Here is a 13,377-nt window from a genome sequence, read left to right as displayed (position 1 = left end):
AGAAAGAAATTTACTGAGTATACTCCTGCATCTCTTGCAGTTTCTTGTACATACCTTCATCCATACCCATTAATTCATTGTGGGTACCTTCTTCTACAACTTCACCTTCTTTTATTACTAAAATCTTATCTGCTTCCTGGATAGTAGAAAGACGGTGAGCAATTACTAATACTGTTCTACCTTGCATAAGATGTTGAATCGCGTCTTGTACTAATTTTTCAGACTCAGTATCTAATGCTGAAGTAGCTTCATCAAGAATCAGTATTTCTGGATTCTTTAATATAGCCCTAGCAATACTTAATCGTTGACGTTGTCCACCTGAAAGTTTTGAGCCTCTATCACCAATAACAGTTTCATATCCTTGATCTGCCTTCTCAATAAACTCATGAGCATTGGCAATTTTAGCTGCAGATTGTACTTCCTCTAATGTAGCTTTTGTACCAAATGCAATGTTATTAAAGATAGTATCATTAAATAAAATAGACTCCTGAGTTACAATACCCATGTGAGATCTCAATGATTCTAATGTATAGTCTCTGATATCATGACCATCGACACTTACATTACCCTGTCTAGGGTCATAAAATCTCGGAATTAAATCTGCTATAGTTGATTTTCCTCCACCTGAAGGTCCTACTAATGCTACCATTTGACCTTTTTTCATTTCGAAGTTAATACCCTTCAAAACATCTTTATCTTCATAACCAAAACGTACATTCTCAAAAGTGATTTTTTGATCAAAAGTTGTTAACTCTTTTGCGTTCTCTTTTGATTTAATAGTTGGCTCTGTATCCAATAATTCAAATATTCTTTCGGTAGCTGCAATACCTCTTTGTATGCTACTAATATTACCAGAAATAGCTTTCACAGGATTCAATACCTGAGTAAATAATACTAAGTAAGCTAAAAATTCTGAGGCTGAAAGTGAAGGAGAATCTGATAATACAATTGTACCACCAAGATAAAGTAACACACCTACGAAGAAGACACCCATTGCTTCTGAAAGCGGAGATGCCAATTCTCTTTTTGAAGCAAAGTCTCTAAATGCTGAAACATACCCTTGGTTACTTTTTTCGTAAGAAGAAGTTACATACTTATCTGCATTAAAACCTTTTACCACACGCATACCAACAATAGTCTCATCCAAAACACCAAGAATATTTGCTGTAATATCTTGTAGATTGTGAGATACCGATTTCAATTTTTTAGAAATCAATCCAATAGAAATACCAGAAATTGGCAAGATCATGAAAACGAACATTGTCATTTTCGGTGAAAGGTAAATTAATGTAGAGAAAAAGATTACCAACATAATTGGATCTTTTACAAAAGTTACTAATGCTCCAAAAGCATTTTCAGATTCCTGGACATCAGTGGTTGATCTTGAGATAATATCACTCTTCTTTGAATTTGTAAGATAACCAATATCTAAGGATAACACTCTTTGAAAAATAGCAGATCGTAATGTCGCTATTGAACTTCTTTTATAGCTTTCTGCTAATCTTCTTTCTGAATATCTAAATATATTTGATAAGAGAGATGCTGAAATTGTAAAACCACAAATCAGCATTAGAGCATATAATTTACCATGTAGAGCGATCAAGATACCAAACTCTTGATACATATATTCTTTAATAAAGGCCCCACTGAATTCAAATTCTTCAAGTGTAATTGGGTTGGCTGGTACTTCAAATAAAGTATCACTATTGAAAAGTATGTCCAATAATGGTATCATCATAGAGAAGTTCAACAAACTAAATAAACTCATTCCTAATGCTACTAATGTATAAGGAATGAGAAAACTCGTAAAATTTCCTGCTAACTGAATTAGACGTTTATATATTTTCATATGCTCTTTGAGCGTTTAATAATTTTCTATGTTTTGAAGTAGTTGCAAAGGTAAGCATTGAATTGAAAACCCTAACTACTTAGTAAATTTTATCAAATAATATTAACGGAAGATCAAATATTAACTTATTCCTATCCTAGACAACTGATAATAGTTACAATGACAAAGAGTTTTAAAAGTGTTTATTATTTTTGATGAAGTTAATCCTTAAACGAATGAAAAAAAGAACAGCACTTATTATTGGTAGTACCGGTTTAATTGGTAATTCTCTAGTTCAGTTTCTAGTGGATAGTGATCACTATGAAAAAGTAATCTCTATTGGTCGAAGGAACTCTGGTATTAATCACCCTAAATTATCTGAGGTAATCACTAACTTAGATGATTTACATGAATTAGTTTTAGAAGACACTATCGATGATGCCTTTTGCTGTTTAGGTACAACAATGAAAAAAGCTGGATCTAAAGATGCTTTTTATAAAGTGGACCATGAATATGTGATGAAGTTTGCTCAATTAGCCTCAAAACTTAAAGCAAAAACGTTCAATGTTGTTTCTGCCATGGGTGCGAATAAGGATTCTTTGGTATATTATAATAGAGTAAAAGGTCAAGTTGAAAACGAGTTAATACAACTCAATTTCAATACACTAAATATTTATCAGCCTTCGTTATTATTAGGAGATCGAAAAGAATCTCGTTTTGGTGAAGATTTTGGGAAAATCTTTAATTCAGTCTTTAATCCATTAATTCCAAAAAAGTATAAAGGTATTGAAGGAATAAAAGTTGCTAAAAGCATGATCACAACGGCTTTATCCTCCCAAAATCAGAAAATTAATTATATTACTTCTGACATTATGCAATCCTTAGGTGTGTAGTTTCTCTTTATTTTTTGCTCATTCTTCACTTTTTCTCAATTTATCTACAACATGACTTCAAAATTTTTTAACCTTAAACTACTATTCTATTTCTTTTCTTTTTTTTCTATTACTTCAGTATATAGTCAAATTACTCAAAAGGATAATATTGCTCCATCAACTGATAAGCATTGGGCTTTAACCGTATATGGTGGTTGGAGTAATTATTATGGTGACCTCACAAAAAGTCGATCTCCTTTTGCTACTAATTTTCAACTTATTGGTGGTAATATAGGAGGAGCTTTTGAAAAAAGATTATCGCATAGAATTGTTGTAAGAGGTGAATTCGGTTGGAGTCGAATTAGTGGAGATGACAATCAAACTGCAGAAGCAGGCTCTTTTGAATATGATAGAAATTTACATTTTCGAAATGACCTTTTTCAATTATCTGCCTTAGGACAAATTGATATTCTTCCTCATTTAGGACATTATTCCCAAAGAAGACTTGTTACTCCTTATGTATTAACAGGTGTAACAGTACTTTTCAGTAACCCTCGAGGAAAAACAACAGAAAATAATGGTAGTACTTGGGTTGACCTACAACCTCTTGGTACAGAAGGGCAAGGAACATCTACAACTAAACCAAAATACAATAAGACTGTCATGGCCCTTCCATTAGGTTTGGGAGTGAATTTTAAAGTTACTGATCGTCTAGATATTGGTGTTGAGTGGGTGACAAGGTTCACTGCCACTGATTATTTAGATGATATAAGTAAATCGTATGTTGGCGATGTCTTTTTTGGAGGAAATCAACTGGCTGCAGCAATGGCCGACCGTTCACAAGAAAGTATTGCCGTCCTAACCGGAGAACAAAGGCAAGTACCAGAGTACAAATTTGGACCTGGTGATAAAAGAGGTTCTAATAATGTTAATGATGGCTACAATAATGTATCGGTTAGAGTAAGATATATTTTGTCCAAAAATAAAGCTCCAAAAGACCTATCTTGGTTACATAAAAGCAATGAGCATTATACTCCTATATCATTACATGCCAATAAAGTTCATCAATCTTCTACAAGAGAAAACTCAAGATTTGCGAAATATCAAGACCGTTATTCTATCCAAAATCTAGCGATCAACACAGAAGGATCTGAAAGGTCTCCCAATTTTTATTATGGGGGGTTAATCTACTCCACCGACCGCAACGACAGAAAGCATTTCAATAAAAAATCTCGTAAATCTTATTACAACTTTTACTTTGCTCCTTTACATGATTTGTATAGGAATGAACAGACCCGACCGATTGCAATAGATACAGTCGACTTAAAAGGGTTTCACCATCATTCTGCTTTCCAAATCAACGACCATCAAATTATTGCAACTATGTATTCTGCTGATTTACCAAACCAGGAAGTTGCTCAACATAAATTATACATGATGGACATTTTAGGGGAAAACATATGGAAGGAAGAGAAAGAATTACCCTTTAACAATGAACATTATTCCATATCCGAACCTACGTTTAGTCAAGATGGAAATACGATGTATTTTGTCTCTGATATGGAAGACAGCTATGGCGGTACTGATATTTATGTGAGCTATAAGTTCAAAGGTCAATGGACATATCCCATCAACTTAGGAGAAACTGTAAATACTCCTGGTGATGAAGTAAGTCCATTCTTACATCCTGATGGAACTTTATATTTCGCTTCTGATGGCCATGACGGAATGGGTGGATTAGATATCTATGAATCAATTTCTAAAGATGAAACGATTATAGCTGTAGCTAACTTAGGAAGTCCTATCAATTCAGAATATGACGATTACGGGCTTATACTCAATAATGTAAAGCGAGTAGGCTATTTTACTTCGAATAGAATTGGAGGCAAAGGGGGAAATGATATTTACCAACTTAATGTAAATGAAATCAATGTTTCAAGAATGCTCACTGATGAACACGAAAACTTGTTCTTAGTTGAAGAAATGAAATTAAAAGGTAAAGTAATCTCAAAAGATACAAGAGCTCCTCTACCTAGAATATTAGTGAGTTTAAAGAATAAAGAAACGAATGCTTTAATCACAAAAAGAACAGACAGTAATGGTCAGTTTGAATTCGATATATCTAATGAATCGAATTATGAGATTTTCCCTTCTGCCTTCGGGTATAAAAGGATGAAAGCTACTCAAATATCAACCGTAGGAATGTTTGGTATTGGAGAGCTAGAACAAACCTTACTTATCGAGTCTTTAGCTAAAAAAGTGAAACTTTATGGCAAAGTAACTGATAAGAAAACTGGCGATATTCTAAAAAACATAGAACTTGTTTTTATTTCTCCTGATGAGAATGAAAACATCTATGTAAAGTCTGATAATGAAGGTAACTACTCAATGGAAATCGACAAGGATAAGAAATATTTCTTCTTTGTTGAAGAAGATGGATTCGTTCAGAAAAATTACGCCATACCTGACTTATCTAAGTTCAGAACAGTGAAAACCATGAAATATAATATTCGACTAGAACCTAAAGAATAATAAAAAAGCACTTATAAGTTTAATACTCATAAGTGCTTTTTTTATCTCAAAATCTATTGATTAATCATATTGCAATTCAAAATTGTCAACTTTTAGAATACTTCCAATAGCTCCAGTATAATAATCACCTAAAGCACTAGATGAGAATACTATAATGATATGAGTTGGGAATTCTGATGGATCAGCATAACCTGATTCTTCTTCACCTTCCCATGTATTTAAACCTGCATAATCAGGTGCATCAGAAGGAAGTTCACCATAGGTGAAATCTAATTTAAGATTTGTCCATTCATCAATTTGGTCGCCACTACGGAACCAAGCAGTTCCTAGTCTTAGACGAGTTCCATCATCTTGCCTCACCTGAAGAATAACATAAATATCACATTCATCAGCTCCCGAAGCAGGTCTACTGTTTTCTCTATAATCAGAACCCGGAGTATATTGATAATCTACAGAAAAACTTACAGGTTTACTTCCATATGGTCTACCGAAATCTATATTTTTTCTTGGCTCAGATGGGTTTAATGCACCATCAGTAAATCTACCAGAATATAGACTAGCAGCCGAGAGTTTATTGATACCAAATAATCCTACCAATTTAGTTTCAAGATGAGCATATACTCTATCACCTTCTGTCATAGGGTCAACCAATGTTTTTTCAGCAATTTCTCCTGCTTTATTAGGTGTATCCCAAAACTGAGCTCCTGCTGTTTCATCACCTGGACCAGGTTGTTGATATCCTCCAACAGCATACCACTCATCAAAACTTGTATTTGGAATAACATCTGCTTGTAAATCTGCATACACTTTCCACACAGAAGAATCACCATTTTCAGCAGTAACTGTATACAAAACAGTATCTCTAAAATCTTGGCTTTCTCCCACCCCTGGCATTACCGTAGAAAGACTAGAAGTTTTAATATTTGTTGGTGACAATGAAGAACGATCAGCTCTTTCATTTACAGGAACGGTAATAATTCTTTTTGTTGAATCAATAACAGTTGTTCCCGATTGCATTTCCAACTCGAATGTCTGAATATCATTCTGATTGGATAAACCAAAATAATCCCAATCTATACATGAAGTAAGTGACATTAATAAACCACTTACTATTAATAATCTCAATTTTTTCATTTGCTCAATAAGTTTAGAAATAGTAAGCTACAGCTAATCTAATTTGTAAAAGGTTTACTCTAAAGTTTAAATCAAAATCAGTTCTTTTAGATTCTTCTGTGTAGTTCGTTATAGATTTTTGATGATCCATTTCTAAACCTAACAACCCAACTGAAGCTTCAAATGCAAAACCATCCTTAATAAAAGCGGCAAGACCTGGTTGGATACCAATACCCATTGTCACTCTATCAGTCAACACCTTCGTTGTTTCTCCGTTTGCTTCCGTTTTCTGAAGAGATCTTCCCATTCCTATCTGCAAAGCAGTTTGATTGAATATACTAAACCTTCTAGATGCTGATAATGGAATATAATTTCTAATAAACGGTGCTATATAATGACCATGACTAATGGATTTTAATTGTGTCCTAACATCATTGGCTGTATATACCTCGTTTTTATTTTTACTATTATAGGAGTACTCTACACCGACCATAAAAAAGTCTTTGATAAAATATCCACCTTGAATTCCTATTTCAAATTCACCATTATCTTGGGTATGAATTTGACGTATAAATTGGTCTTCATTTTCGGCATTACTAGAGGATAATTGTAGAGTAAGAGAAGTATACCATTGACCTTTTAATTGGTTGTGATTGAAATCCAAGTCGCGTGGATCACTATCAACTTTAGTACTGTCTTGTGCCACAGAGCAAATACTGTACATGCACAACAGTAACGAAAAGAATAACTTTTTCATAAATTGAAGTCAGAGTAGAATAATATAAATTCTTAGATTGAAGATGAATTATGTTAATGAATATAATAAATATTATTGCTTTTTCTTAGCTCTTGGTTGAGTATATATTGGGAATAGAGGAATTCTGTACAATAATCTATACTGAAAATTTAGTCTTGAACGATCGTCTTTATTAAAATACCAACCAGGAATATCATTTTTAGTAATTGCAGTAGCTGGGAAGTCTCTTTTTATGGTGTAAGCAAAGCCAAAATCTGCTGTTAATCCTTTCCATAAAGCTAGTTTTAAGCTTACAGTAAATTCATACCAGCTTACATTCACATCTTTTTCTGTAAGTGATTTAAGAGTGGCTCCATCTCCCCAATAACCATTACCCGTACTGTAATAATCAGCATGTTGATCGAATGTTGAATTCGCATACTTTAATCCAAATGAGAGTCCACTATCTACAGATGATTTTCGCATTACATTATACTCAAAACCAAATCTATAGAAGCTACCCACAGATCTATAATTAAAGAAATCAGAATCTACACTTGTTCTTGTACGGTCCATTTGACCATATTCTGCCGTCAAAAACCATTGGTTACGGATCATTAAGTCTCCATATAATGTCCAAGCATTCATTCCATCATCAATTGCTGATTGAACTAATGGTCTTAAATCTGCTCCAAGGCGAATTCCTGATAAAACAAAATACCCCGAACCTTTAGGCTCCCCATGTTTGTTAAGTGGCCATGGTTCACCTAATGCAGTTGTATCTTGAAGTACCCCTGTCGAATCAACCATTTGATCAGTAGAATCACTTTCTACAACTTGAGCAATACCAATAGAGGGTAATACCAGAAGAATACCTAGTAATGAATACCTATATAAATTAGTTATATAACTTAACATTTGGATAATTATCGTTCGTATTAATGGTTGTTCTTCCTAATTCCATTATCTGGAAAATAGAATCTTGAGGGAAAGTAAAATAGTCGCCTTGTACGCTATCACTCTCTAGAATCAAATCACCTGTACCTTCTAAGAAAATACAACCTGTTTCATCATCACTGATTACAGTAGTATTATTAAAATTAACTTGAAGTTCTTGCGTTAATGTATCAGTTAAATCAGCGCTTACCAACATAAACTCGAAAGTGGTGGTAGTGGTACCTTCTACTGGTAAATAAATGGTACTAAACTTATCCGAAGAAGTATATATTGGATCAAAATCCTTTCCTTTTACATGAATTGAGGTAAACTGTAATTCTCTTGGGTTTCCTGTAACTTTATCATAGAAAGTTACTATCAAATTTCTACTCGGTGTTCTTGTTTCGGCATCACAGATATCCAATAAGAATTGAATATTTTCATTGGCTGTATCAGCGGTAACTACAGAATTAACAACCACAACAGAATCAAATAAAGATCCTTCATCACCTTTATACCCTGAAGTTCCTTCTTTCGTAGGATCAGGAGATACACCTAAATCTGTAAACTGCTCATAAGCTCCACAATCGGGTCCATTTACGGTTACTGAACTATAATAATCAATATAGGTAGTATCAGATAACCCAGAAGTGATAAATGAAAACCCTGTCTGACGCGTCGTTACTTTTAACGGTAATAAATACTTTCCATTAGACATAGGTGTAATCTCTGCTGCATTATCACCAATACCTTTCACTGAAGTAAAATTAATACTAACAGCGGTAGAGGTATTTTTATCATAAAATGCACCAACGGCATAGGATGATGGGTTAGAGTAAGGATCGCAATCGCGACAAGATGGTGTAACTAAAAAAATGACCAGAGGAATGAAAGACCACAAACCTCTTTTTAGATAGATCTTAAAGTTCATAGAACAAAGTTAAAACGCATTTCCCAATTTAAAAGGATTTTCTGATTGGGATTACATTCTTCATAAAAAGTTTGATAAAACTACAACTATTTATAGACAAAAAAAGCGACCCGAAGGTCGCTTTCCTAATTGCTTTTATCATATTTTAAAACCAAAAAGGCATCATGAATTATTTTAATAACTCATAAATACCTGCAACACCTTGTCCTCCACCGACACAAGCTGTCACCATTCCATACTTTTGGTTACGTCTTCTCATTTCATTAAATAACTGGACTGAAAGTTTGGCACCTGTACAACCAAGAGGGTGACCTAAGGCAATTGCACCTCCATTTACATTGATAATGTTAGGATCAAAATCAATGTTTTTAATCACTGCTAATGATTGTGCTGCAAAAGCTTCATTCAATTCTACTTGTTCAATATCCGAAGCTTTTAACCCTGCCTGTTGTAATGCTCTTGGAATTGCTTCTACAGGGCCAATACCCATAATTCTAGGATCTACACCTGCAGATGCATAAGAAACCATTCTTGCAATTGGTTCCAATTTCAACTCCTTCACCATTCTTTCTGACATTACCATTACAAAAGCAGCTCCGTCAGAAGTTTGTGATGAGTTACCAGCAGTTACCTGACCACCTTGTTTAAAAGCTGGTTTTAATCGACCTAAACCAGAAACATCAGACTTACGAGGTCCTTCGTCAGTATCTACAACAAACTCTCTCGTTTTCTTACGGTCTCCTTCCAAATAAGTCTCTTTTACTGTAATTGGAACAATTTCATCTTTAAACTTGCCAGCTGAAATTGCTGCTAGGGCTTTTTCATGAGATTTTACAGCAAATTCGTCTGCTTCATCTCTATCAATGCCATAGTCCTTTGCCACTTCTTCAGCCGTTAATCCCATGTTCAAATAGTATTGAGGTGTTTCGGTGGCTATTTTATAATTTAAGCCTGTCTTATAGCCCATCATAGGTACCATAGACATCGACTCAGTACCTCCTGCGATAATACAATCTGCCATTCCTGCTCTAATCTTTGCAGTAGCCATTGAGATTGTTTCTACACCAGAACCACAATATCTATTAACTGTGACACCCGGTACTTTTAAGTTATCTGGAGCAAACGCTAAAAGTGAAATCATTCTAGCCATTTGCATACCTTGTTCTGCTTCTGGAATTGCACAACCTACGATGAGGTCATCAATTCTTGTAGGGTCCAAAGCGGGTACACTTTGAACGAGATGTTGAATTACATCTGCCGCTAAATCGTCAGGGCGTGTGAATCGAAATCCTCCTTTTTTCGCCTTGCCAATAGCTGTTCTATATCCTGCTACAATATAAGCTTCCATTGTTTTCTAGTTATTATTGATCAAAGTTTGTGATTAAAAATTAGACTTCAGTCTATTTAGTTTCTTAGTGGTTTACCTTTGAAAAGAATACTTTGGATACGTTCCAATGTTTTCTTCTCCCCTGTTAAACTCAAGAACGCTTCACGCTCTAAATCCAACAAGTATTGCTCTGACACTAATGCCGGAGCAGATAAATCACCACCATTGATCACATAATTCAATTTACGAGCAATTTTTGCGTCATGTTCTGATGCCCAATTCGCATATTCCATACCCGCAATTCCTGCTTCAAACAATGCCATACCTCCACGGCCTTGTACCTTGATATCTCTTCTTTGGTTCTTCTGTGCATATCCTAATGCCGACATCTCTAAAACTCTAGTCTTAGCATCAGCAATTACTCTTTTCCTGTTTAGAGTAATATTCGAATGTGCGTTCATGAAGCCCATATCTCTCATTTCCTCAGCAGAAGTAGCTACTTTTGCTGTTGCAATAGCCATAAATGCATCTTGCAAACGGTTATATTCTGGATCACCAGATTTAAATGAATCAGAAACTCTCAATGCCATCTCTTTTGTTCCGCCACCTGCAGGAATAAGACCGACACCTACTTCTACTAACCCCATGTATGTTTCAGCATGTGCTTGTATTGCATCACAATGCATAGAAAGTTCACAACCTCCACCTAATGCTAAACCAGATGTTGCTGCTACAACTGGAACTGAAGAGTACCTTGCCTTCATCATTGTTTTCTGGAATTGAGCAATCATTAAGTTGATTTCATCATATTCCTGATCACAAGCGAACATAAAGAGCATGGCTAAATTGGCTCCTGCAGAGAAATTTGCAGACTCATTACCAATGACTAATCCTTTCCAACCTTGTTCCTCTGCAATTGATATTGCAGTATTTACACCTTCAAGGTTTTCAGCGCCAAGTGCATTCATTTTAGTATGGAACTCTAAATTGAGTACTCCATCACCAATATCAAATAACGTAGCCCCTGCGTTACCCCAAACTACATTTTCCCCTCGCAATGTTTCTAACATTACAAGTGATTCTGTACCTGGAACTACTTTATATGATTTTGTAGGGATATCGTAGTATAAACGCTTACGGTCTTCGTTTTTGTAGAATGAAGTATGACCGGCTTCAAGCATTTCATATACCCAATCAGCAGGTTTTTCACCCGCCTCTTCCATTTTTGAGGCAGTTTCTTTTACTCCTAATAGATCCCAAGTTTCAAATGGTCCTAATTCCCATGCAAAACCTGCTGCAACTGCTTCATCAATTCTGAAAAGCTCGTCCGCAATTTCAGGAATTCTATTTGAGCAATATCTAAATACATCATAGAAAGATTTACGATAGAACTCTCCTGCTTTATCTTCAAAATTTAGAAGTACAGGAATTCTCTCTCTAACACTTTCCATATCTTTTACTGCCTCTAAAGCTTTAAATTTCGCCCTAGTTTTCGGCTGATACTCGAATGTATTAAGGTTTAACTCCAAGATGACTTTCTTTCCATTATCATCTTTTGTCTTTTTATAATATCCTTGTTTGGTTTTATCACCAAACCACTGACGGTCATTTAATTCACTTACAATTTTCGGAAGTACAAATCGTTCTTTCGATTCATCATTTGGTAAACCCGCATGTAGGTTGTTTGATACCTTAACCATTGTATCCAAACCTACAACATCACTTGTACGGAATGTTGCTGATTTAGCTCTACCGATAATTGGTCCAGTAAGTTTATCTACCTCTCCAACTGATAGCCCCATTTCTTGGATGGTATGCATACCTGACATGATAGCATAAACACCAATTCTGTTCGCAATAAACGCAGGAGTATCTTTACAAAGTACGGTTTCTTTTCCTAATTGAACATCTCCATAATGCATAAGGAAATCTACCACATCTTGGTCTGTTCCGGGACCTGGAATAATTTCTAATAGTCTTAGGTAACGTGGAGGATTGAAGAAGTGAGTTCCGCAGAAATGCTTTACAAAGTCATCGCTTCTTCCTTCACACATAAACTTCATTGGAATACCTGAAGTATTCGAAGTAATAAGTGTGCCTGGTTTACGGTATTGTTCTACTTGTTCAAAAACTTTCTTTTTGATATCAAGGTTTTCAACAACTACCTCAATAGTCCAATCACATGATGATATTTTTGACATATCATCAGTGAAGTTACCTGTAGAAATAAGTTTTTCAACTCCTTTTCTAAATACAGGTGCAGGTTTTGACTTTAACGCTGATTTTAAAGCGTCATTGACAATGCGGTTACGAACAGCCTTACTTTCAAGAGTAAGTCCTTTCGCTGCTTCTTGCTCTGATAATTCTCTAGGCACGATGTCTAACAATAAGACCTCAACGCCAATGTTCGCAAAGTGACATGCAATTCTGGATCCCATTACGCCTGAACCCAAAACGGCCACTTTATTGATAGTTCTGTTTTTCATCGGTGTACCGATTTATTTGTGTTGTTTATTTATGTGTATTCTAAATTGAATCAAGACAATAGTTTGGGGAGGTCATGTTATTTTGACAGGTTCTCTTCTGTAATTCCAAAACCTTTAAGGTTTTCTCTAATTTCGTCGAACATCTGTCCTTTAGGGTCTTTTACTACTTCATTAATCATATCTATGACATGAAAAAATACTCCTAATTCATCTTCAGTGACTTTCTCCTCAACTCTTCTTAAGAAAACTTTTACTGTCTGCTTTGACATTTCTCTTTTGGTCTGACCAAACTCCGTTAACTTGATAATTACTTTTCGTTTATCCGTTTTATCAGGAATTCTTGTGATCAACCCCTTCTCTTCAAAGCTTTTAAGCATTCTAGTTAAGCTTCTTGCTTCCATACCCATCAAAGGGGCAATTTTTGTTGCCGGAGTACCGTCAACAGGATCGATATTCAATAATACAAAACCAATTGAGTGTGAGATATCATAATCTGCACCTAATAGGTTATACATTTTTGAAATACCTAGCCAAGTGGCTTTAATACTTAAATCAACAGACTGTTTCTTTTTTTCAGATTTACGCAATCCCCCCATGCTTTCATAATTTTACTTTT

10 protein-coding genes are annotated in these 13,377 nt (G+C 35.0%); 2 read left to right on the top strand and 8 right to left on the bottom strand.

The window, feature by feature from the left end; translation table 11 throughout:
• Positions 1-10: 10 nt before the first annotated feature.
• Positions 11-1,849, bottom strand: a complete 1,839-nt coding sequence (locus HGP29_RS18130; protein WP_168883843.1) for an ABC transporter ATP-binding protein — start codon at positions 1,847-1,849, stop codon at positions 11-13.
• A 215-nt stretch (positions 1,850-2,064) separates the two neighbouring features.
• Between HGP29_RS18130 and HGP29_RS18125 the strand changes: the two genes are divergently transcribed.
• Positions 2,065-2,721 carry an NAD-dependent epimerase/dehydratase family protein gene (locus tag HGP29_RS18125; RefSeq protein WP_168883842.1) on the top strand — a complete coding sequence of 219 codons (657 nt, stop codon included), beginning with the start codon at positions 2,065-2,067 and terminating at the stop codon, positions 2,719-2,721.
• 51 nt (positions 2,722-2,772) lie between these two features.
• Entirely contained in the window at positions 2,773-5,232 is a 2,460-nt protein-coding gene (locus tag HGP29_RS18120) for a carboxypeptidase-like regulatory domain-containing protein (protein ID WP_168883841.1), read from the top strand.
• Between the two features lie 60 nt (positions 5,233-5,292).
• Here the strand turns inward: HGP29_RS18120 and HGP29_RS18115 are convergent, their stop codons facing one another.
• The 7 genes from HGP29_RS18115 to HGP29_RS18085 form a co-directional block, all read right to left on the bottom strand.
• On the bottom strand, positions 5,293-6,366 hold the full coding sequence (locus HGP29_RS18115) for a PCMD domain-containing protein (protein ID WP_168883840.1): 1,074 nt from the start codon (positions 6,364-6,366) through the stop codon (positions 5,293-5,295).
• A 13-nt stretch (positions 6,367-6,379) separates the two neighbouring features.
• On the bottom strand, positions 6,380-7,102 hold the full coding sequence (locus HGP29_RS18110) for an outer membrane beta-barrel protein (RefSeq protein ID WP_168883839.1): 723 nt from the start codon (positions 7,100-7,102) through the stop codon (positions 6,380-6,382).
• A 72-nt stretch (positions 7,103-7,174) separates the two neighbouring features.
• The gene (locus tag HGP29_RS18105) at positions 7,175-7,999 is read right to left on the bottom strand and encodes a DUF6048 family protein (RefSeq protein ID WP_168883838.1); all 825 of its coding nucleotides are present in this window, start codon (positions 7,997-7,999) and stop codon (positions 7,175-7,177) included.
• Positions 7,980-8,948 (bottom strand): hypothetical protein, encoded by a 969-nt coding sequence (locus tag HGP29_RS18100; protein ID WP_168883837.1) that lies wholly within the window; start codon positions 8,946-8,948, stop codon positions 7,980-7,982. The genes HGP29_RS18105 and HGP29_RS18100 overlap by 20 nt, the downstream gene beginning before the upstream one ends.
• 169 nt (positions 8,949-9,117) lie before the next feature.
• The gene (locus HGP29_RS18095) at positions 9,118-10,296 is read right to left on the bottom strand and encodes an acetyl-CoA C-acyltransferase (protein ID WP_168883836.1); all 1,179 of its coding nucleotides are present in this window, start codon (positions 10,294-10,296) and stop codon (positions 9,118-9,120) included.
• Between the two features lie 56 nt (positions 10,297-10,352).
• Positions 10,353-12,761, bottom strand: a complete 2,409-nt coding sequence (locus tag HGP29_RS18090) for a 3-hydroxyacyl-CoA dehydrogenase/enoyl-CoA hydratase family protein (protein ID WP_168883835.1) — start codon at positions 12,759-12,761, stop codon at positions 10,353-10,355.
• Positions 12,762-12,838: 77 nt separating this feature from the next.
• Complete coding sequence (locus tag HGP29_RS18085; protein WP_168883834.1) at positions 12,839-13,357, bottom strand: MarR family winged helix-turn-helix transcriptional regulator; 519 nt, start codon at positions 13,355-13,357, stop codon at positions 12,839-12,841.
• Positions 13,358-13,377: the final 20 nt, after the last annotated feature.

It is taken from the genome of Flammeovirga agarivorans, assembly GCF_012641475.1.
Taxonomy (GTDB): Bacteria; Bacteroidota; Bacteroidia; order Cytophagales; family Flammeovirgaceae; genus Flammeovirga; species Flammeovirga agarivorans.
The sequence above is the reverse complement of the archived record's forward strand: the minus strand, read 5'-3'. Positions and strand labels throughout refer to the sequence as shown.

Coding starts and splice junctions, on each gene's coding strand:
- HGP29_RS18130 (WP_168883843.1), bottom strand. CDS start 1,849: ATGAAAATATATAAACGTCTAATTCAGTTAGCAGGAAATTTTACGAGT.
- HGP29_RS18125 (WP_168883842.1), top strand. CDS start 2,065: ATGAAAAAAAGAACAGCACTTATTATTGGTAGTACCGGTTTAATTGGT.
- HGP29_RS18120 (WP_168883841.1), top strand. CDS start 2,773: ATGACTTCAAAATTTTTTAACCTTAAACTACTATTCTATTTCTTTTCT.
- HGP29_RS18115 (WP_168883840.1), bottom strand. CDS start 6,366: ATGAAAAAATTGAGATTATTAATAGTAAGTGGTTTATTAATGTCACTT.
- HGP29_RS18110 (WP_168883839.1), bottom strand. CDS start 7,102: ATGAAAAAGTTATTCTTTTCGTTACTGTTGTGCATGTACAGTATTTGC.
- HGP29_RS18105 (WP_168883838.1), bottom strand. CDS start 7,999: ATGTTAAGTTATATAACTAATTTATATAGGTATTCATTACTAGGTATT.
- HGP29_RS18100 (WP_168883837.1), bottom strand. CDS start 8,948: ATGAACTTTAAGATCTATCTAAAAAGAGGTTTGTGGTCTTTCATTCCT.
- HGP29_RS18095 (WP_168883836.1), bottom strand. CDS start 10,296: ATGGAAGCTTATATTGTAGCAGGATATAGAACAGCTATTGGCAAGGCG.
- HGP29_RS18090 (WP_168883835.1), bottom strand. CDS start 12,761: ATGAAAAACAGAACTATCAATAAAGTGGCCGTTTTGGGTTCAGGCGTA.
- HGP29_RS18085 (WP_168883834.1), bottom strand. CDS start 13,357: ATGGGGGGATTGCGTAAATCTGAAAAAAAGAAACAGTCTGTTGATTTA.